The organism is Kitasatospora sp. NPDC004272 (genome assembly GCF_053603035.1).
The window spans coordinates 14040-34570 of record NZ_JBSGET010000088.1 but is presented as its reverse complement, the minus strand read 5'-3'; the positions used below and the strand labels follow the sequence as shown (position 1 = coordinate 34570).

General features: G+C 73.7%; 18 protein-coding genes. 8 read left to right on the top strand and 10 right to left on the bottom strand.

The features are described 5' to 3' along the window. Positions 1–1919 (bottom strand): heavy metal translocating P-type ATPase (locus ACWEO5_RS25010; RefSeq protein ID WP_452164514.1); only part of this gene is annotated, 1919 nt, incomplete at its 3' end. A gap of 54 nt (positions 1920–1973) precedes the next feature. Further along, positions 1974–2246: a heavy-metal-associated domain-containing protein gene (locus ACWEO5_RS25005; protein WP_452164513.1), complete on the bottom strand. Its 273-nt coding sequence runs from the start codon at positions 2244–2246 to the stop codon at positions 1974–1976. A gap of 274 nt (positions 2247–2520) precedes the next feature. Here ACWEO5_RS25005 and ACWEO5_RS25000 point away from each other — a divergent pair, with 274 nt between their 5' ends. From ACWEO5_RS25000 to ACWEO5_RS24985, 4 genes are all read left to right on the top strand, one after another. After that, positions 2521–3441 (top strand): hypothetical protein, encoded by a 921-nt coding sequence (locus ACWEO5_RS25000; protein WP_452164512.1) that lies wholly within the window; start codon positions 2521–2523, stop codon positions 3439–3441. Between the two features lie 560 nt (positions 3442–4001). Continuing rightward, positions 4002–4145 (top strand): hypothetical protein, encoded by a 144-nt coding sequence (locus tag ACWEO5_RS24995; RefSeq protein WP_452164511.1) that lies wholly within the window; start codon positions 4002–4004, stop codon positions 4143–4145. A gap of 103 nt (positions 4146–4248) precedes the next feature. Then, positions 4249–5184, top strand: coding sequence for an endonuclease III (gene nth, locus ACWEO5_RS24990; RefSeq protein ID WP_452164510.1), 936 nt, complete (start codon positions 4249–4251; stop codon positions 5182–5184). Beyond that, positions 5181–5885 carry an NUDIX hydrolase gene (locus tag ACWEO5_RS24985; RefSeq protein WP_452164509.1) on the top strand — a complete coding sequence of 235 codons (705 nt, stop codon included), beginning with the start codon at positions 5181–5183 and terminating at the stop codon, positions 5883–5885. The genes nth and ACWEO5_RS24985 overlap by 4 nt, the downstream gene beginning before the upstream one ends. A 56-nt stretch (positions 5886–5941) precedes the next feature. Here the strand turns inward: ACWEO5_RS24985 and ACWEO5_RS24980 are convergent, their stop codons facing one another. Continuing rightward, on the bottom strand, positions 5942–6733 hold the full coding sequence (locus tag ACWEO5_RS24980) for a DUF4389 domain-containing protein (RefSeq protein ID WP_452164508.1): 792 nt from the start codon (positions 6731–6733) through the stop codon (positions 5942–5944). A 207-nt stretch (positions 6734–6940) separates the two neighbouring features. Here ACWEO5_RS24980 and ACWEO5_RS24975 point away from each other — a divergent pair, with 207 nt between their 5' ends. Both ACWEO5_RS24975 and ACWEO5_RS24970 read left to right on the top strand, forming a co-directional pair. Then, complete coding sequence (locus tag ACWEO5_RS24975) at positions 6941–8125, top strand: MarP family serine protease (RefSeq protein ID WP_452164507.1); 1185 nt, start codon at positions 6941–6943, stop codon at positions 8123–8125. Positions 8126–8253: 128 nt separating this feature from the next. Next, entirely contained in the window at positions 8254–8952 is a 699-nt protein-coding gene (locus ACWEO5_RS24970) for a metal-dependent hydrolase (protein ID WP_452164506.1), read from the top strand. 152 nt (positions 8953–9104) lie between these two features. Here ACWEO5_RS24970 and ACWEO5_RS24965 read toward each other — a convergent pair whose 3' ends face one another. The 4 genes from ACWEO5_RS24965 to nhaA form a co-directional block, all read right to left on the bottom strand. Further along, positions 9105–9308, bottom strand: coding sequence for a hypothetical protein (locus ACWEO5_RS24965; RefSeq protein ID WP_452164505.1), 204 nt, complete (start codon positions 9306–9308; stop codon positions 9105–9107). A 132-nt stretch (positions 9309–9440) separates the two neighbouring features. Next, positions 9441–10409 (bottom strand): alpha/beta fold hydrolase, encoded by a 969-nt coding sequence (locus ACWEO5_RS24960; RefSeq protein ID WP_452164504.1) that lies wholly within the window; start codon positions 10407–10409, stop codon positions 9441–9443. A 77-nt stretch (positions 10410–10486) separates the two neighbouring features. Further along, positions 10487–10957 carry a phage holin family protein gene (locus ACWEO5_RS24955; RefSeq protein WP_344558530.1) on the bottom strand — a complete coding sequence of 157 codons (471 nt, stop codon included), beginning with the start codon at positions 10955–10957 and terminating at the stop codon, positions 10487–10489. 125 nt (positions 10958–11082) lie between these two features. After that, entirely contained in the window at positions 11083–12393 is a 1311-nt protein-coding gene (nhaA, locus tag ACWEO5_RS24950) for a Na+/H+ antiporter NhaA (protein ID WP_452164503.1), read from the bottom strand. Positions 12394–12680: 287 nt separating this feature from the next. Between nhaA and ACWEO5_RS24945 the strand changes: the two genes are divergently transcribed. Beyond that, positions 12681–13826 (top strand): serine hydrolase domain-containing protein, encoded by a 1146-nt coding sequence (locus tag ACWEO5_RS24945; protein WP_452164502.1) that lies wholly within the window; start codon positions 12681–12683, stop codon positions 13824–13826. Between the two features lie 209 nt (positions 13827–14035). Here ACWEO5_RS24945 and acs read toward each other — a convergent pair whose 3' ends face one another. Beyond that, positions 14036–15991, bottom strand: coding sequence for an acetate--CoA ligase (gene acs / locus ACWEO5_RS24940; protein ID WP_452164501.1), 1956 nt, complete (start codon positions 15989–15991; stop codon positions 14036–14038). Positions 15992–16303: 312 nt separating this feature from the next. On the opposite strand from acs, the gene ACWEO5_RS24935 reads away from it, so the two are divergent. Beyond that, positions 16304–16810: a hypothetical protein gene (locus ACWEO5_RS24935; RefSeq protein ID WP_452164500.1), complete on the top strand. Its 507-nt coding sequence runs from the start codon at positions 16304–16306 to the stop codon at positions 16808–16810. A gap of 13 nt (positions 16811–16823) precedes the next feature. Here ACWEO5_RS24935 and ACWEO5_RS24930 read toward each other — a convergent pair whose 3' ends face one another. Together ACWEO5_RS24930 and ACWEO5_RS24925 are read right to left on the bottom strand one after the other, a co-directional pair. After that, positions 16824–19160, bottom strand: coding sequence for a SulP family inorganic anion transporter (locus ACWEO5_RS24930; protein WP_452164499.1), 2337 nt, complete (start codon positions 19158–19160; stop codon positions 16824–16826). Between the two features lie 337 nt (positions 19161–19497). Further along, positions 19498–20484 carry an ATP-binding protein gene (locus tag ACWEO5_RS24925; protein WP_452164498.1) on the bottom strand — a complete coding sequence of 329 codons (987 nt, stop codon included), beginning with the start codon at positions 20482–20484 and terminating at the stop codon, positions 19498–19500. Positions 20485–20531 lie beyond the last annotated feature (47 nt).

Here is a 20531-nt window from a genome sequence, read left to right as displayed (position 1 = left end):
GCGACGGTGCGGCCTTCGTTCTGCAGGCGTCGGACGGTGGCGACCTTGTCCTCGGGGAGGACTTCGGCGATGACGTCGTGGGCGGGGATGCCGACCTCGGCGGCGACCGCTTCCGCCACCAGCCGGTTGTCGCCGGTGAGCAGGACGGGTCGCAGGCCCAGGGCGCGCAGTTCGGCGATGGCTTCGGCGCTGGTGGGCTTCACGGCGTCGGCGACCTCCAGGACGGCCCGGGCCGTCCCGTCCCAGCCGACCGCGATCGCGGTCCGCCCGGCCCGCTCGGCCGCGGCCTTCGCCGCCAGCAGCCCGGCCGGCAGGTGCTGCGCCCAGTCGGCGAGCAGCGCCTCGCGCCCGGCGACCACCGCGTGCCCCTCCACCACGCCCTGCACGCCCAGGCCGGGGACGTTCTCGAAGTCCTCGACGGGGGGCAGGTCGCCGAGGCGTTCCCGTGCGGCGGTGGCGACGGCTTGGGCGATGGGGTGTTCGGAGGCGTGTTCCAGGGCGCCGGCCAGCCGCAGTGCTTCGTCCTGGGTGGTGTCTTCGGTGGTGTGGACGGCGAGCAGGGTCATCCGGCCGGTGGTGACGGTGCCGGTCTTGTCGAGGACGACGGTGTCGGCCTTGCGGGTGTGCTCCAGTACTTCGGGGCCCTTGATCAGGATGCCGAGTTGGGCGCCGCGTCCGGTGCCGACCAGCAGGGCGGTGGGGGTGGCCAGGCCGAGGGCGCACGGGCAGGCGATGATCAGCACCGCCACGGCCGCGGTGAACGCGGCGCTCCAGCCCTCGCCGGTGCCCAGCCAGTAGCCGAGGGTGGCCAGCGCCAGGGTGATCACGATCGGCACGAAGACGGCGGAGATCCGGTCGGCGAGGCGCTGGGCGGCGGCCTTGCCGTTCTGGGCGTCCTCCACCAGCTTGGCCATCCGGGCGAGTTGGGTGTCGGTGCCGATCCGGGTGGCTTCGACGACCAGTCGGCCGCCGGCGTTGACGGTCGCGCCGGTGACGCCGTCGCCCGGGGCGACCTCGACGGGGACGGATTCGCCGGTGAGCATCGAGGCGTCCACCGCGGAGTTTCCCTCGATGACGGTGCCGTCGGTGGCGACCTTCTCGCCGGGGCGCACAACGAACCGGTCCCCGACGGCCAGTTGTCCGATCGGCACCCGGGTCTCCCGGCCGTCGCGCAGCACGGTGACGTCCTTGGCACCGAGTTCGAGCAGCGCCTTCAGCGCGGCGCCCGCGGTCCGCTTCGAGCGGGCCTCGAAGTAGCGTCCGGCCAGGATGAACGCGGTGACGCCGGCCGCCGCCTCCAGGTAGATGTTCGAGGCGCCGTCCGAGCGGGCGACGGTGAACTCGAAGCCGTGCCGCATCCCGGTCATGCCCGCGTCGCCGAAGAACAGCGCCCACAGCGACCAGAGGAACGCGGCGCCGGTGCCGAGCGAGACCAGGGTGTCCATGGTCGCGGCGCCGTGCCGGGCGTTGGTCCAGGCGGCCCGGTGGAACGGCCAGGCGGCGTAGGTCACCACCGGCGCGGCCAGGGTCAGCGAGAGCCACTGCCAGTTGTCGAACTGCAGGGCCGGGACCATCGCCATCGCGATCACCGGCACCGCCAGCGCGACGGCGGTGACCAGGCGCTGCCGCAGCGGCGCCAGTTCGTCGGCCGGTCCGGCGCCGCCCGCCTCCGGCGCCGCGGCCGGGGGCTCGGGGAGCGCGGCGGTGTAGCCGGTGGCCTCGACGGTGGCGATCAGGTCGGCGACGCCGGTGCCGGGGCCGAACTCCACCCGGGCCTTTTCGGTCGCGTAGTTGACGCTGGCCGCGACGCCGTCCATCCGGTTGAGCTTCTTCTCGATCCGGGCGGCGCAGGACGCACAGGTCATGCCGCCGATGCGGAGTTCCACCTCGGTGGAGGCGGGTGCTGCCTGGGTGGTCATCAGGGCTCCTCGTGGTCTCTCCCGGCCGCGGGCCGGACTCCTGCGGGTGGGGGCTCAGGCCCGGCCGGTCAACTCGTAGCCGGCCTCGTCGACCGCGGCGCGCACCGCCGCGTCGTCCGGCTCGGCCGCCGAGTCGACGCTCACCAGGCCGCCGCGCACGTCGACCCGGACGGCCTGCACGCCCTCCAGCGCGCCGATCGCCTTGCCGACGGCCTGCTCGCAGTGGCCGCAGGTCATCCCGGCGACGGTGAACACGGTGGTGACGGCGGCCGGGGCGGCGGCGGTCGCGGTGGTCGAGCAGGTGCCGTCGGTGGAGCAGCAGGACATGGGAACCTCCGGTGCGATCCTGCGATACCCGGTAGGGGTATCGGCTTGACGTCTCCAGTTATACCCCTGGGGGGTATGCCGCGCAAGCACTGCTCCCGACCCCTCCCGCCCCCGGGTGAATTTCCGGCCTCGCCGCACCCCCTCTGACCTGCGCCAATGTGGGCCCATGGCGACGCAGCCCCGCTCCCGCCCTGATTGACACATACCCCTGGGGGGTATCTACTTGCTGCGTCGGAACGCCCCGGCTCTTCGCCCCCATCCACAGGAGCGCGCCATGAACACCGCCCTCAAGGTCACCGCCTTCGCCACCGGTCTTGCCGCCGCCTTCACCGCCGCGTACGGCGTCGGCCGCGCGGTCGGCCCCGCCCCGGCCCCCGCCCGACCGCACGCCGCCCACGCCGACCACGCCGAGGAGCCCGCGGCCACCCGCGGCGACCACCGGGTCGGCGGCCTGCAGGTCGCCGACCGCGGCTACGCCCTCCGCCTGGACCGCACCGTCGTCCCGGCCGACGGCCCCACCGAACTGGGCTTCCGCGTGCTGGCCCCGGACGGGAACCCGCTCACCGCCTACCGACCCGTGCACGAGAAGGAGCTGCACCTGATCGTCGCCAACCGCGACCTGACGGACTTCCAGCACCTGCACCCCGTCCGGGCCGCCGACGGCAGCTGGACCGCCCCGGCGACCATCGCGGCGGCCGGCGACTACCGGGTCTTCGCCGACTTCACCCCCGCCGCCGAGACCGAACCCCTCACCCTCGGCGCCGACCTGCACGCCGCCGGCGACTACCGCCCGGCCGCCCTCCCGCGGACCGGCCGCACCGTCACCGTCGACGGCTACACCCTCACCCTCACCGGCGACCTCACCCCCGGACGACCCACCCGCCTCGCCTTCACCGTCAGCCGGGACGGCCGCCCGGTCACCGACCTCGACCCCTATCTCGCCGCGTACGGCCACCTGGTGGTCCTCCGGGCCGGCGACCTCGGCTACCTGCACGTCCACCCGGACGGCGAACCCGGCGACGGCACCACCGCCCCCGGCCCGGAGGTCGACTTCACCACCACCGCCCCCAGCCCGGGCGACTACCGGCTCTTCCTCGACTTCCAGCACGGGGGCACCGTCCACACCGCCGCCTTCACCCTCGCCACCGCCCAGCCCTCCACCGCCACCCCGGCCGCCGAACCGCACGGACACTGACCCCGCCGCCGGCGTCCGGTTTCGGCCAACCCCGTACCGCCGTGGTCCTCTTCACCGGAGTGGGCAGCGGTCGGGCGGTCGATTCCGCCAGTTCACCGTCCCCGAATCGCACGACCACGTCGCGGACCGGTTGCTCGACCCGGCACCGATGCACGCGGCGGACCATCCGTTGGCCGACGTCGAAGTCCTCGGGATCGCCACCCTCTCGGCGAAGCGCCGGCAGGACCTGGACGATCGGGACTGGCTGGAATTGGAGGGTCCCGCGGTCGGGAAACCCGACGCGGGGCCGGGTGAGTTCGTCGCCCGCCGGTACCTGTGGGCCCGCATCCCGTCCTGGAACGGCGAACTGGCCGTATCGCTGATCGTCAACTTCGCCTACGAGAGCGGGTTCCTGCGGGTGACCGCCCGGCCGCACATCACGGGGCCGCTCAACCAGGACCTCGACCCCGCCACCGACCCGCCGCCGCCGAGGCCCGCCGGTGCCTGGGGGACCTCCGGGAGGCTCTGCTGCAGCACCGGCACGAGCTGTCCGACCGCAGGCGTGCCTGGACGAGTTGGCCGTGGTCGAGCAGCACCTGCCCCGGGCGGCCGAGGCCCGGACCACGCTGCGGGCGGTCATGCGCTCGCTCTACGGGCGCTGCGGCGTTCCGGGCCTGTTCACCATCGCGGGCGTCGCTCAGCAGGCGGTTGCCGCACTGCTCTGAACCGGCGGGCCGGCCCGCCGGGGCGGACACCGGGCCGGGGGCGCCGGGTTCGGTGCGGCCGAATCCCGGCCGCGCCCCGGTCGCTTCGGCGTAGCCTTCGTGCATGGCAGAGAGCAAGGTCGCGAAGGCCGGGCGGAAGAAGCCCGAGACGCACCTGGGGATGGTGCGGCGGGCCCGGAAGATCAACCGTGAGCTGGCGGAGCTTTACCCGTACGCGCACCCGGAGCTGGACTTCGACGGGCCGTTCCAACTGCTGGTGGCCACCGTGCTGTCGGCGCAGACCACCGACCTGCGGGTGAACCAGACGACGCCCGCGCTGTTCGCGAAGTACCCGACGCCGGAGGACCTCGCGGCGGCCGTCCCCGAGGAGCTGGAGGAGGTCATCCGGCCCACCGGCTTCTTCCGGGCGAAGGCGAAGTCGCTGATCGGCCTGTCGATCGCACTGCGCGACCGCTACGACGGCGAGGTGCCGCGCGGGCTGGATGACCTGGTCACGCTGCCGGGCGTGGGCCGCAAGACCGCCAACGTGGTGATCGGGAACGCCTTCGGGGGCGCCGGGATCACGGTCGACACCCATTTCGGACGCCTCGCCCGCCGCTTCGGCTGGACGGTCGAGGAGGACCCGGAGAAGGTCGAGGCCGACGTGATGGCGATCTTCCCGAAGTCGGAGTGGACGATGCTCTCGCACCGGGTGGTCTTCCACGGCCGCCGGGTCTGCCACGCCCGCAAGCCCGCCTGCGGGGCGTGCCCGATCGCGCCGCTCTGCCCCTCGTACGGCACCGGGGAGACCGACCCCGAGCAGGCCCGCAAGCTGCTCAAGTACGAGCTGGCCGGACAGCCCGGCCAACGCCTGCGCCCACCGGCCGACTTCCCGGGGGAGGCCGCGGCCCGCGCCGAACTGGCCGCCGGCCACCCGCTGCCGGACACCGACCCGGGGGGCCTGCCGACCGCGAAGGCTGCCAAGCCCGCGAAGGCTGCGAAGCCCGCGAAGACTGCGAAGCCCGCGAAGACTGCCAGGAGCACGGGGGCGACCTCATGACGCCGACGCCGACGCCGCCGGTGCTGGTGCGGGACGGTCTGCCGCCGTGGCTGCTGCCGGTGCGGGAGGCCGCCGAGCGGGCGGTGCCCGAGCAGCTGAGCCGGTTCCTGCCGCCCGCCGAGGGCGGCCGCCCGTCGGCGGTGCTGATGCTGTTCGGCGAGGGCCCGGCGGGGCCGGACCTGCTGCTGATCGAGCGGGCCCGCAGCCTGCGTTCGCACGCGGGCCAGCCGTCCTTCCCGGGCGGTGCGCTGGACCCGGAGGACGGCGACCCGGCGGGCAGCGGTCCGCTGGCGGCGGCGCTGCGCGAGGCCGTAGAGGAGACCGGCCTGGACGCGTCCGGAGTGCAGCTGTTCGCCCGGCTCCCGGCCCTGTACATCCCGGTCAGCGGGTTCGTGGTGACGCCGGTGCTGGGCTGGTGGCGCCGGGAGTCGCCGGTCGCGGTGGTCGACCCGGCGGAGACCGGCGCGGTGTTCCGGGTGCCGCTGGCCGAGCTGACCGATCCGGCGAACCGGGCGAAGCTGCGCCACCCGTCGGGGTTCACCGGGCCCGCGTTCGAGGTGGCGGGCCGCCTGGTGTGGGGCTTCACCGCCGGGGTGATCGACCGGGTGCTGCACTTCAGCGGCCTGGAGCGCCCCTGGGACGCCCGGCGCACCCTGGAGCTCTCCGAGGAGGCCGTCGAACTCTCGCAGCGCAGCGGCTGACCGGCCGAGCCGCCGCCCGGCCGGGCGGCAACAGCAGCGGCCCGGCCGGGCGGTCCTCAGCGGGGCAGCGGCGCCGTGGTCGACACGGTGTCCCCGCCGTCCTCGTACGAGTCCCAGTCGGTGGTCACCGAGCCCGCCGTCGACCCGATCACCCCGAGCACCAGGTAGACCACTAGCAGCGCCTTCGCGCCCCCGGTCAGCACCAGCGGCCGGGTCGCGGAGCGGGGCGGCTCGGAGTCGACCGGGTCGCCGAACACGGCCTTGGGGTAGGCGGCGGTCAGCATCATCAGGTACGCCTGGAAGCGCATCCGGTAGCGCAGCACCGCCGTGGTGGCCCCGAACAGCGCCTCCGGCATCCGGCCGAGCACCAGCACCACCAGCCAGCTGACGAACGACAGCATCCACCAGCCGGTCTGCAGCAGGCCCTGGACGATCGCGGCGGGGATCGCCAGCAGCAGCCGGAAGAACACCGCGAGCCGGTTCAGCGGCCCGCCGGGCCGCAGCTCGATCCGGACGGGGTGGTCGGGGGCGGCGAACCGGAACGGCGGGTAGCGGTCGGTGACCAGCAGCGACGAGGCGTAGACCCGGGTGTCGTAGGCCAGGTAGCCGCTCAGCCAGTCGGCGGCGAAGCGCGGCAGCCGGCCGCCGAACAGCGCGCCGAACCAGCCGATCACCACCACCACGAACGCGACGACCGACAGCAGCCACAGCACCACGTACTGCGGGACCAGCAGCAGCAGGCGCAGCAGCACGGTGAGCCGGTTCTGCGGGCCGGGGGGCGGGACGTCCAGGGCGGGCTGGAACTCGGTGCGGTCCACCACCGGCACGTCCCACCTGGGCTGTTCCATGGTTCGGCTCCCTGTTCCCTGGTCGTTGCGAGGTCCCGCCCGGCGGTCGCCCGGCGGTCGCCCGACCGTCGCGCGGTCGGCCGGCCGGAAGGTCGGATGATCCGACGGTCCCAACCGACCCGCACTCGCTGCCCGCCGGATTGACCCGATCGGGCGACGGCGGGGGACCGGTGTCCCCCGCCCGGCGGGACGTGGGAGGGTGTTCGGGTGAATGTCCTGGATCTGCTGCTGATCGCCGCCGCGCTCGGCTTCGCCGTGTCCGGCTATCGGCAGGGGTTCGTGGTCGGCGTGCTCTCGGTGCTGGGCTTCCTCGGCGGCGGTCTGGTCGCGGTCCAGTTGCTGCCGCTGCTGCTGCACCACCTCTCGCCCGGCACCACCGCCTCGGTGGTGGCCGTGGTGGTGGTGATCGTGCTGGCCGCGGTCGGGCAGGCGGTCACCACGCACTTCGGGTGGAAGCTGCGCGGCCGGATCGGCCGGAACAAGGTGAAGACCCTGGACGCGGTCGGCGGCTCGCTGGTCAACGTGCTGTCGATGCTGCTGGTGGCCTGGCTGATCGGCTCGGCACTGGCGGGCACCTCGCTGCCGACCGTCTCCAAGCAGGTGCGCAGCTCGACGATCCTGGGCACGGTGCAGGGGGCGCTGCCCGACGACGCCCCGAACTGGTTCTCCGACCTCAGCCAGGACCTGGCCCGCAACGGCTTCCCGCAGGTGTTCAACCCGTTCGAGCAGGAGCCGATCACCGAGGTGGAGCCGCCCGACCCGGCGCTGGCCAACAGCCCGGGCGTGCTGCGGGCGAAGGGCTCGCTGGTGAAGGTGCTGGGCACCGCGACCTCCTGCGGCAAGACCCTGGAGGGCTCCGGCTTCGTGTTCGCCCCGCACCGGGTGATGACCAACGCCCACGTGGTCGGCGGCGTCGACGAGCCGACCGTGCAGATCGGCGGCGCGGGCCAGCTGTACGACGCGACGGTGGTCCGCTACGACTGGCAGCGCGACATCGCGGTGCTGGACGTCCCGAAGCTGAACGCCCCGCCGCTGGCCTTCGCGGGCGAGGCCCGCTCCAACGACTCGGCGATCGTCGCGGGCTTCCCCGAGAACGGCGCGTTCAACGTCCAGCCCGCCCGCATCCGCGGCCGGATCCAGGCCAACGGCCCAGACATCTACCACCGCGGCCAGGTCGTCCGGGACGTCTACTCGGTGCGCTCGCTGGTCCGCCAGGGCAACAGCGGCGGCCCGCTGCTCACCCCGGACGGCCAGGTGTACGGGGTGGTGTTCGCCAAGTCGCTGGACAGCTCCGACACCGGCTACGTGCTGACCGCCGCCGAGGTGAAGGAGGACGTCGTGCAGGGTGCCGCCGCCACCGGGAAGGTCAGCACCGAGGGTTGCGCGCTGTGACCGTCCGGGGGCCGAAACCACTCTGACGATCCGTCCGCCGGTGCTGGTAGCGTCGGCCGAGCTCACCCGAACGGCCCAGCCGGGCCGCCATGGACGGGAGCCCCACGGGAGGTCGGACACACGTCATGATGGGTCACTCGCACGCGGTCAGCGGCGCTCTGCTGTTCGCGGCCACCGCGCCGTTCGTACCGCCGCTGATGGGCATGCACCTGCAGCCGGCCGACGTGCTGATGGGCACCGTGCTGTGCGCGGGCGCGGCCCTGCTGCCGGACCTGGACCACCACGACGGGACCATCGCCAACTTCCTCGGCCCGATCTCCAAGGTGCTGTGCCAGTTCGTGGCCTGGATCTCCGGCGGTCACCGGCACGCCACCCACTCGCTGCTGTTCGTGGCGCTGATGGGCGGCGGCAGCTGGGCCGGGATCACCTACCTGGGGCGCAACTTCACCATCGGCCTGACGTTCTTCCTGCTCGCCATGGCGATCAAGTCGCTGCACCTGCACCCGCCGGGGGACGGCCCGCAGGGCTGGATCACCGTGATGGGCCTGGCCGCGCTCGGCACCTTCGGCATGCTCAACTGGCTGCCGAGCGCCCCGGGCTGGCTGCCCTACGCGGTGGCCCTGGGCACGCTGGCGCACCTGCTGGGCGACTGCCTGACCAAGCAGGGCTCGCCGCTGTTGTGGCCGCACAAGGAGCGCTACGAGATCGTGCTGATCAAGCGCACCGGCAACAAGGTGGAGACCAAGATCCTGGTGCCGGTGATGACGCTGGCGACGTTCGCGCTGCTGCTGTGGTCCACCGCGATCTCGCCGTCCGTGCTGAGCTGAGCCCGCCGGACGGACGGCCGGGGCCGGTGAGGAGCTTCCTCACCGGCCCCGGCCGTTTCCGTGCGGTCCGTTCTCGTGCAATCCGTTCTCATGCCGTCCGTTCCCGCGCGGTCCGTTCCCGTGCGGTCCGTTCCCGTGCGGGGGAGCGGGGTTCACCCCTCCCGGCGGAGCCGGGCGCCGACCCAGCGGGCGCGCCGACCGATGATCTTCGGAATGCCGAGCCGGTACCCCGCGCCGCGTGGTGTCCGCCCGGTCGGCTCGTAGGGCCACTCCGGCTGCGGGACGTGCGGCTGCGAGCTGCTGCTGCCACGGCGGCGTCGGCGCGGCTGGGCTTCTCGTTCGGGCATCCAGGTCATACCGGAGGGATTCCCCCGGGCCGCCCGGAGTAACCGCCTCCGGGCCCGCCGACCGGCCTATGCACTTGTCATATGAACGCCGCCAACTCGGCCGGAGCGGCGGCCGGTTGGCCCGCCGTCGGCCCGCCCCGCTCAGTCCTCGCCGTGCTGCCGGACCCACTCGATCAGCTCCGCGGTGAACTCCGCCGGAACCTCCTCGTGCGGGAAGTGCCCGACCCCCGGCAGCAGCCGCCACCGGTACGGCGCCGACACGAACTCGCCCGCCCCCAGCGCCGTCCGCGGCAGCAGCACCGGGTCCGAGGCGCCCTGGACGTGCAGCACCGGCGCGGTGATCTGCTTCTTCATCCGGCGGGCGAACTGGATGCCGTCCGGCCGCGCCATCGAGCGCATCAGCCAGCGGTACGGCTCGATCGAGCAGTGCGCGGTGCTCGGCACCTGGATCGCCTGCCGGTACGCCGCCACCGCCTCGGCGGGCAGCATGTTCGGCCCGGTCCAGGCCCGCAGGTACTCGCCCACCAGCGCCCCGTCGTCCGCGACCAGCCGGCGCTCCGGGATCCACGGCCGCTGGAAGCCCAGCACGTGCTCGAACGCGGCGATCTGCTTGCGGTCGGTCAGCAGCGCCCGGCGCAGGTGCCGCGGGTGCGCCGCCGACACCACCGTCAGGCTGCGGATCACCGAGGGGCGCATCACCGCCGCCACCCAGGCCAGCGTGCCGCCGGTGGCGTGCCCGACCAGGTGCGCCCGCCGCTCGCCGAGCGAACGGATCACGCCGGTGACGTCCAGCGCCAGGTTGCTCGGGTCGTAGCCGCGCGGGGTGCGGTCCGAACCGCCGGTGCCGCGCAGGTCCAGCGCCACCGCCCGGAAGCCCGCCTCGGCCAGCGCCGTCAGCTGGTGCCGCCACGCCCACCAGTACTCCGGCCAGCCGTGCACCAGCAGCACCAGCGGGCCCTCGCCGAGCTCGGCGATGTGGAAGCGCGCCCCGTTCGCGGCCAGGTCCCGGTGCGTCCACGGCCCGGCCGAGCGGACGCTCCACGGCTGCGCGGGTACGGGCGGGACGGGAGCGGAGGCGGTCTCATCCACGGGCTTCTGGTCCAACGACATACCCGCAGCCTGTCACATCCGCACTCCCCCCACCCGCCCGGCACTCACGCACGCGCGCAACCGTTACCGGCCGGTGTTCACCGGATCCGGCCGAGTGCCCGGTCGATCTCCTCCTTGGTGGCCGGCCGCGGCTTGGCGTTCTTCAGTACCTCGGCGGTGGCCTGCGCACCGGCGATGGTCCGCTCCGGCTTCCGGATCTTCTTGAAGTACCGGACCATCAGGAACGCCAGCAGCGCGGCGATCAGCACGTACGCCCCGCCGACGATGGCGAACGACCAGCCGGTGGTGATGCCGAGCGCCTGCAGGCCCCAGGCGAAGGCGAAGGAGAACATCGGGATCGAGGCCAGCGCCACCACGCCCGCCACCGCACCGGCCGCGGTCCCGATGCCGCCGCGCACCACGTCCGCCTTGATCTCGGCCTTGGCCAGCGCGATCTCGTCGTGCACCAGGCTGGACAGCTCGGCGGTGGCGTCGGCGAACAGTTCGCCGACGGTCCGCTCGCCCTCGTGCGGGGTGCGGCCGTTCGAGGGTGCGGCTCCTGCGGCCATCGGAGGTCTCCGTTCGACGGGCTGGTGAAGCGCCCTGAGAGTGCGTCACGCGAGTGGGTGTCAGCTCAGCATCATGCCCCTACCGGCGAGTCGGGCACCACTCCGGGTACCCGCCCGAGGGCGTGTCATCCCTGCCGTTGGTACACATCGGGGATGCCGTCGCCGTCCTCGTCCCGGTCCTCCTCCTCGCACAGCTCCCGGTAGTGCCGGTTGCGCCGCTTCAGCAGCAGCGAGCCGACCACCGCGCAGGTCAGCGAGCCGACCAGGACCGCCTCCTTGCACAACTGGGCCAGGTGGTGGTCGTCCGGGAACGCCAGGTCGCTGATCAGCAGCGACACCGTGAAGCCGATGCCCGCGACGGTGGCCAGCGCCACCAGGTCGGACCAGGTCAGCTGCGGGTTCAAGGTGGCCCGGGTGTAGCGGGCGGCCAGCCAGGTGCCGCCGAAGATGCCCACCGACTTGCCGACCAGCAGGCCGATCACGATGCCCAGCGGCGCGGGCTGGGTGAACACCTCGCCGAGGATCTTCGCCGAGACCGGCACCCCCGCCGCGAACAGCGCGAACACCGGCACCGCCAGGCCCGCCGACAGCGGCCGCACCAGGTGCTCGATCCGCTCGCCGGGGGACTCCTCCTCGCCCTCCTCGCGGTGGCAGCGCAGCAGCAGGCCCATCGCCACGCCCGCCACCGTCGCGTGCACCCCGCTCTCGTGCATCAGCGCCCAGATCACCAGCGCCAGCGGCACGTACAGCCACCAGCCGTGCACCCCGCGCCGGTGCAGGAACCAGAACAGCACCAGCCCCGCCAGCGCCGCCCCCAGCGCCCAGAACCGGATCCCGGACGAGTAGAAGACCGCGATGACCAGGATCGCGATCAGGTCGTCCACCACCGCCAGGGTCAGCAGGAACGCCCGCAGCGCGGACGGCAGGTGACTGCCCACCACCGCCAGCACGCCCAGTGCGAAGGCGATGTCGGTCGCGGTCGGGATCGCCCAGCCCGCCGGGTGCCCGCTCGGCGCGGCCACGTTGATCACCGTGAACAGCACCGCGGGCAGCAGCACCCCGCACACCGCCGCCACCACCGGCAGCGCCGCCGCGCTCGGCGTGCGCAGCTCCCCGGCGACGAACTCGCGCTTCAGCTCGATGCCCGCCACGAAGAAGAAGACCGTCAGCAGCCCGTCCTGCGCCCACGCCTCCAGCGGCAGGTCCAGGTGCAGCGGCCCGCTCGGCCCCACGGTGTACTCCAGCACCGCCTCGTAGGCGTGCGGCCACAGGTTCGCCCACAGCAGCGCCAGTGCCGCGGCCACCAGCAGCAGCACGCCGCCGACCGTCTCGGTGCGCAGCGCGTCGGTCAGGTAGCGGCGCTCGGGCAGCGACAGCAGACCGAGGAACTGCCGGCGGTCACCGGGCTCGCTGCGGTCGTCGGACGGGCTGGCCACGGCGGGGACCTCCTGGGGCGGCGGTGTGCGGACACACGGGTGGTGCGGTGCCGACCAGACTTCCCGGCGCGCCTCAGGTTCTCGATGGTTCCCCGACATCCTACGGCGCGTGACAAGCGGTCAATCGGTTCGCCCCACTTTATGGGGGTTCCCGGAGGTGCGGCGGGCGGGCTCCGGCGCGCTGACCCGGATGGGTTCGGCCGGATGCGGACGACCCGCCGCGTTCCTAGGGTCGGCCGCAGAAGCGGGCCGCCGCCCCGGCCGCCCGCCCCGTCATGGAGGAAACGATGCCCAGTCAGGAAACCGAACCCATACCGGTCCAGGCCGTGGGTCCGCAGGGGAGGGGGGCCGAGGGCGCCGGCACCGCCCCGCTCCCGTTAGCCGATCCGGACCTCGAACACCTGCTGCGCCCGCTGTTCGCCGCCGCCGCGCCCGAGGGCGGCCTGGCCGTCGCGGTGATCCGCGGCACCGAACGCACCGTCGCCTGCCGCGGCTACGCGGACCGGGCCGGGGAGCGCCCGGTCCGGGCCGACACCCGGTTCGAACTCGGCTCGGTCACCAAGACCTTCACCGCGCTGCTCCTCGCCGACATGGTCGCCCGCGGCGAGGTCGGCTACGACGACCCGATCGACCGCTACCTGCCCGCCGAGGTGCTGCCCGGCTACCCGCACGAGCGCCCGATCACCCTGCTGCACCTGGCCACCCACACCTCCGGGCTGCCCCGGCTGCCGGTCGGCCTGGCCCCCGCCGCGGTGCCCCGCTGGTTCACCAGCGCGTACGCCACGTTCAGCGCCGCGCACCTGCTGCGCGCGCTGCCCCGCACCCCCGTGCGCGGCACCCCCGGCACCCGGGTGCGGTACTCCAGCCTCGGCGCCGGACTGCTCGGCCTGGTGCTGGAGCGCGCCGCCGGGCAGCGCTACCAGGAACTGCTCACCGGGCGGGTCTGCGAGCCGCTCGGCCTGATCGACACCTCCTGCGGCACCGGGCGGGACGAGACCACCGGGTACCGGCGCGGCCGCTGGATCCCCTCGTTCAAGGTTCCGGCGCTGCCCGGCGCGGCGGCGCTGCGCTCCACCGCCGACGACATGCTGCGCTACCTCCAGGCCCACCTGGCGGTGGACGCGGTGCCGATCCCGGAACGCACCGGGGCGGCGGCCAGCCTGCGCACCGCGCTGCGCGAGGTGTCGCTGCCCCGGGTCGCCCGGCGCGGCTTCGGGCAGCGGATCGGCCTGAGCTGGCACCACCGCCCGGCCGAGGAGGCCGCGGACCGCGAGGTGGTCTTCCACAGCGGGTCCACCGGCCGCTGCACCGCCTTCGTGGGCTTCGACCGGGCCGCGCAGACCGGCCTGGTCGCGCTGGCCGGGCCGCTGGCCACCGGGCGGCGCAGGTTCGCCCAGAGCGCGTACGAGGTGCTGCGGGCGCTGGCGGCCTGACCCCGGGCCGCGCCCGGGTGCCGGGCCGGTGGGGCACCCGGGCGCCTGGCCGTTCGGTCGCCCGGCTGACGGGCCGCCTGGCTGACGGGTCGCTGGGCTGACGGGCCGCTTGGCTCCGGGGGCGGTGGGTCGGCCGGTGCGCCGGCGAACGGGCCGGGCCCCGTTCCGCTGCGTGCGGAACGGGGCCCGGTCTGGTGGCCTGCGGTGGGTCAGCCCTCGGAGCCGGCGGCCGGCAGCTGGGACTGGATCAGGTTCATCACCGTGGAGTCGGCCAGCGTGGTGGTGTCGCCCACCTCGCGGCCCTCGGCGATGTCGCGCAGCAGGCGGCGCATGATCTTGCCGGAGCGGGTCTTGGGCAGCTCGGAGACCACCTTGATCTGCTTGGGCTTGGCGATCGGGCCGAGCGTCTTGCCGACGTGGTTGCGCAGTTCGGCGATCAGCTCCTCGCTGTCGGTGGCGGTGCCGCGCAGGATCACGAAGGCCACGATCGCCTGGCCGGTGGTGGCGTCGGTGGCGCCGACCACCGCGGACTCGGCGACCGCCGGGTGGCCGACCAGGGCCGACTCGACCTCGGTGGTGGAGATGTTGTGGCCGGAGACCAGCATCACGTCGTCGACCCGGCCGAGCAGCCAGATGTCGCCGTCCTCGTCCTTCTTGGCGCCGTCGCCGGCGAAGTAGCGGCCCTCGAAGCGCGACCAGTAGGTGTCGACGTAGCGCTGGTCGTCGCCCCAGATGGTGCGCAGCATGGAGGGCCAGGGCTCGGTGAGGACGAGGTAGCCGCCGGAGCCGTCGGGGACCTCGCGGGCCTCGTCGTCCACGACGGTGGCGGCGATGCCGGGCAGGGCGCGCTGGGCGGAGCCGGGCTTGGTCTCGGTGACGCCGGGCAGCGGGCTGATCATGATCGCGCCGGTCTCGGTCTGCCACCAGGTGTCGACGATGGGGGTCTTGCCGGCGCCGATGTGCTCGCGGTACCAGACCCACGCCTCGGGGTTGATCGGTTCGCCGACCGAGCCCAGCACCCGCAGGCTGGTCAGGTCGAACTGGGCGGGGATGGTGTCGCCCCACTTCATCCAGGTGCGGATCAGGGTGGGCGCGGTGTAGAGGACGGTCACGCCGTACTTCTGCACGATCTCGAACATCCGGCCCTGGTGCGGGGTGTCGGGGGTGCCCTCGTAGATGACCTGGGTGGCGCCGTTGGAGAGCGGGCCGTAGACGATGTACGAGTGGCCGGTGACCCAGCCGATGTCGGCGGTGCACCAGTAGACGTCGGACTCCGGCTTGAGGTCGAAGACGGCGTGGTGGGTGAAGCTGGCCTGGGTGAGGTAGCCGCCCGAGGTGTGCAGGATGCCCTTGGGCTTGCCGGTGGTGCCCGAGGTGTACAGGATGAACAGCGGCTGCTCGGCGTCGTGCGCCTGGGGGGTGTGCTCGGCCGGCTGGGCGTCGACCAGTTCGTGCCACCACACGTCGCGGCCCTCGGTCCAGGCCACCTCCTCGCCGGTGCGGCGCACGACCAGGACGCTGCTGACGCCGTCGACCTTGGTCAGTGCCTCGTCGATGGCGGGCTTGAGGGCGGAGGGCTTGCCGCGGCGGTAGCCGCCGTCGGCGGTGATGACGACCTTGGCGTCGGCGTCCTTGATCCGGGAGGCCACGGCGTCGGCGGAGAAGCCGCCGAAGACCACGGAGTGGGCCGCGCCGATCCGGGCGCAGGCGAGCATCGCGACGACCGCTTCGGGGATCATCGGCAGGTAGACGGCGACCCGGTCGCCCTTGGCCACGCCGAGCTGCTGCAGGGCGTTGGCGGCCTTGGAGACCTCGTCCTTGAGCTGGGCGTAGGTGATGGCGCGGCTGTCGCCGGGCTCGCCCTCGAAGTGGATGGCGACGCGGTCGCCGTTGCCGGCCTCGACGTGGCGGTCCACGCAGTTGTAGGCCACGTTCAGCTTGCCGTCGGCGAACCACTTGGCGAACGGGGGGTTCGACCAGTCCAGGGTCTCGGTGGGCTCGACCGCCCAGCTCAGCCGGCGGGCCTGCTCGGCCCAGAAGGCCAGCCGGTCCTCGGAGGCCCGTGCGTAGGCGTCGGCGGTGACGTTGGCGGAGGCGGCGAGCTCCGCGGGCGGGGCGAAACGCCGCTCCTCCTTGAGCAGATTGGCCAGGCTCTCGTTGCTCAACGCGCACTCCTCATCGAGTCTCAAATACCGGGGAACCCCGTGCGTGAGGGATTGTCCCGTGTGTCCCAGCGCACAGCTCACCAGGCCAACGGCTCCGTTGACAAGAGCTGCCGGGAAATTGGTGTAGACCTTTGATCGATCGGGGGCTCCCGCCCAGGTGGGCGCGGCCCCGGACCTCCCGCAGGCCCCACCGACGTTTTCCCGCCCCCCGCGCCGGTCAATCCCGCGCGACGCCTTGACGTCCCCACCGGCCGGTACTCCACTGAGGGTGAGTGCGCAATTACCGTACGCATCCGTGACGGGGGTACCGCCATGAACCCCACCCCTCCCCTCCCCGGTGACTTCGCGGTCGTCCGGATGGACGGCCGCACCGGCCGCCTGATCCGGATCGGCCAGTTCCTCAACGGCGACGGTTTCGCCGACTACGAACACGCCTTCGTCCACGTCGGCGACGGCCTGCTGGTCGAGGCCCAGCCCGGCGGGGCGCGGCTCGGCCCGCTCTCCGCGTACGAGGGCGTCCCGGCCCGCTGGTCCACCGGCCGGATCCCGCTCACCGACGAGCAGCGCGCCGCGATCACCGCGGCCGCCCGCTCCTACGTCGGCACCCCCTACAGCTTCGCCGACTACCTCGCCCTCGCCGCCGCCCGCCTGCACCTCCCGGCCGGCCCCCCGCTGCGGCGCTTCGTCGCCAGCACCCGGCACATGATCTGCTCCCAACTCGTCGACCAGTGCCACCAGGACGCCGGGGTCCACCTCTTCACCGACCACCGCTGGCCCGGCTACGTGACCCCGGCCGACCTGGCCCGGCTCCTGGAGTGACGACGGCCCCGCGCTAGGCGGCGAGGTCCTGTTCCGGCTCGACCCGCGCGTGCACCGGTGCGAAACGCCCGGTGTCCGCGTCCAGCACGTACGCCTGCGCGGTGGCGAAGTCGAAGTACATCCCGACCAGCCGCAGCGAACCGTCCGCGACCCGGCGCCCCACCGCCGGGTTGGCCATCAGCTGGTCGAGCTGCTGCACCACGTTGGTGACGCACAACTGCTCCACCACGTCCGCCGCGGGCCGGCCCTCGAACCCGGCGGGGGCGCGCCGCAGCCGGTCGAGCGAACTGCGCCCGTTGCGCAGCCAGCGGGCCAGCGGGGTGGGCGGCCCGGCCACTTCGGTGACGCCGTCCAGCAGGGCCTTCATCGCGCCGCAGCCGGAGTGCCCGCAGACCGTGATCGAGGCGACCTCCAGCACCTCCACCGCGTACTGGACGGCGGCGGCCACCGAGTCGTCCGCGGCGCCCGGCTCGTGCGGGGCGGGGGCCAGGTTGCCGACGTTGCGGACGGTGAACAGGTCTCCCGGACCGGAGCTGGTGATCATGCTGGTGACCATCCGGGAGTCCGCGCAGGTCAGGAAGAGCTGCGAGGGCGTCTGGCCGTCCCGGGCGAGGCGGGCGAGCTCCTGCCGGACCAGCGGGGCGGTGTGCTGCTGGAAGCCGCGGACGCCGTCGAGCAGCCGCACGTGCGGGTCGTCCTCGTTCTGCTCGATGCAGTGGTGGCCGACCCAGGGTGTCCAGGCGCGGCAGCGGTGCGGGCCGGGGGAACTGCCCGCCCGGACGGTGCCGTCCGGATCCAGCACGTCCTTCGGCTGGCGCTCGGTCACCATCGTGACCTGCGCGCCGGTGGCCTGGTGGCCGGTGCGCCAGGCGTGCAGCGCCTCGTAGGCGGCGTGGTCCAGGAAGGAGCCGTCGTGGTGGACCGTCACCCGCGCCCCGGCCGGGATCCGGCCCAGCGCCCGGCTCAGCTTGGGCACGGCGGCGAACGTCAGCGGGCCGTGGGTGCGGACGGTGCACGAGCCGTCGGCCTCGGCGAGCACGTCGACGTGGGCGCGGGTCAGCCGGTAGAGGGCGAGCAGCACGGCGACCGAGCCGCCGAGCACCACCCCGAGCGGCACCCCCAGCAGTACCACCCCGAGCACGGTGGCCAGGTACACCGGGAACTCGCGGTGCCGGTGCACCCGGCGGATGTGCGCGAAGCTCACCATCTGCACGCCGACCACCAGCACCAGCGCGGCCAGCGCGGCCAGCGGGATCCGCCGCAGCCCGGCGGTCAGCACCAGTGCCGCGACCAGCACCCAGCAGCCGTGTAGCACCGCGGAGGCCCGACTGGCCGCGCCGGCCTGCACGTTGGCGGTGGACCGGACGGCGCCGCCCGCCACCGGGAGACCGCCGAGCAGCCCCGAGGCCAGGTTGGACGCGCCCTGGGCCCGCAGCTCGCGGTCCAGGTCGCCGCTGCGGCGGGTCATCCGGTCGATCGCGACGGAGGACAGCAGCGACTCCACGCCGGCCACCGCGGTGACGGTCAGCACCAGGCCGAGCAGCGCCGCCCAGTGGTCGGCCAGCACGCCGAGCGGGGGCGCCGAGAAGAACTGGTGGTGCTCCCAGAGCGGGAGCTCGACCCGGGCCAGTCGCAGTCCGGCGATCAGCGACAGCGCGGTGGCGGCGGCCACCGCGACCAGTGCGGCGGGCAGCCGGGCCAGTCGGGCGCCGATCCGGCCGGCCGCGCCGGGCAGCCGCCCCAGCCGGGGCCAGCCGTACAGGACCGCCAGGGCCAGCAGGCCGACCACCAGCGCGGGCAGGTGCGGACCGGCGAGCTCGCCGGGCAGCGAGAGCAGGTCGGCCAGCGCCGAACTGTGCGGCGTGCCGCCGAGGATGACGTGCAGTTGGGCGATCGCGATGGTCACGCCGACGCCGGCCAGCATGCCGTGCACCACGGCGGGCGAGACGGCGAGCGCGGCGCGGGCCACCCGCAGCGAGCCGAGCAGCAGTTGCAGCAGGCCGGCGGCGACGGTGATCAGGCAGGCGGTCTGCCAGCCGTACTGGGCGATCACCCCGGCGGTGACCACGGTCAGCGCCGCAGAGGGGCCGCTGACCTGGAGGTGGGTGCCGCCGAGCAGCCCGGCCACCAGTCCGCCGACGGCGGCGGCGACCAGACCGGCCGTCAGCGGGGCGCCGGTGGCGAGGGCGATGCCGAGCGAGAACGGCACCGCGATGAGGAACACCGCGAGGGAGGCGGGCAGGTCGTGCGCCAGCAGGGCGCGGACCCGGCCCGGGGCCGGGCCGCTCCCCGGCGGGGCGTGGTCGGTGGTGTCGGAGGCGATGGGGGCGCTGGAGATGTCGAGGGTCATGGGGACTTCCCGTCTTCTTCCGGGGGAACGAACGCAGTCAGGTCCGGCGGGTGCGCCTGGTCGGATCGGCTGTCGTGGTCACAGCGGGTGTGGCGGGGTGGCGCGCGGCGACGACGGCCTGCGGCGACCTGTGCTTCACGTACTTCAAGAGCTGGTAAACCGAGAGTAATGGAACCTTTGCACAGCGTGTGCTTCGAGTGCCAGTACAAATAGGGGCGTTCACCACATCGTGTGGCACCCCGGGTGGGCGGGAATTTCCTGGTGGGAACGCCCGAGGGGCCGGTCCGGCCGTGGTGGTCGGACCGGCCCCTCGGGGGTCGGCGGGGCGGGCGGGGGATCAGACCCCGGCGGTCCGGGGCTGCCCGACGCCCAGCACGTAGTCCGGGTCGACCTGGCCGGCCAGGTCGGCGCCGACCTTGGCGTTGCCCCAGCTCTCCGCGTTGCGCAGGTGGAAGCGGACCGCCTGGGCGCTGTACCGGCGCGGGTCGCGCAGCCCGTGGGCGGTGTCGGCGGCGGTCTGCAGCCGGGCCAGTACCTCCCGGTTCGGGGGCTCCAGCTCGCGCAGCGGCGGCTCGTCCCCGCGCTCCAGCCGACGCACCCAGCCGGACTGCCCGAAGCAGGCGTACAGGTCCTCGCCGACCTCGCGGCGCAGGAAGTCCAGGTCGTCCGGGCCCTGCACCTTGTTGCCGACCACCCGCAGGTGGACGTCGAAGTCCTGGGCGTACTCCTTGTACTGGCGGTACACCGAGACGCCCTTGCGGGTGGGTTCGGCGACCAGGAAGGTCAGGTCGAAGCGGGTGAACAGGCCGGAGGCGAAGGAGTCGGAGCCGGCCGTCATGTCGGTCACCAGGTACTCGTCCGGGCCGTCCAGCAGGTGGTTGAGCAGCAGTTCCACCGCGCCGACCTTGGAGTGGTAGCAGGCCACCCCGAGGTCCTCCTCGGTGAAGGCGCCGGTCGCCATCAGCCGGACCGAGCCCTCGTCCAGGGCGACCGGGCGGGCGCAGGCCGCGTACACCGGGTTCTCCTCGACGATCCGCAGCAGCCGGGAGCCGGGCCCGGGCGGGGTGGTCTTGATCATCTCCTCGGCGGAGCGGATCAGCGGGTTGTCGCCGCGCAGGTACTCCTTGATCTGCGGCAGGTGCGCGCCGAGCGAGGGGAGCGCGGCGGCCCGGTCGTCCGTCAGGCCGAGGGCCGGGCCGAGGTGTTGGTTGATGTCGGCGTCGACGGCGAGCACCGGCAGGCCGGCCGCGGCCAGGTGGCGGATGAACAGTGCGGACAGGGTGGTCTTGCCGCTGCCGCCCTTGCCGACGAAGGCGATCTTCATCTCTGAGTCTCCGGCTCTCTGGCTCTGGCGCGCCCGCCGGTCCTCGC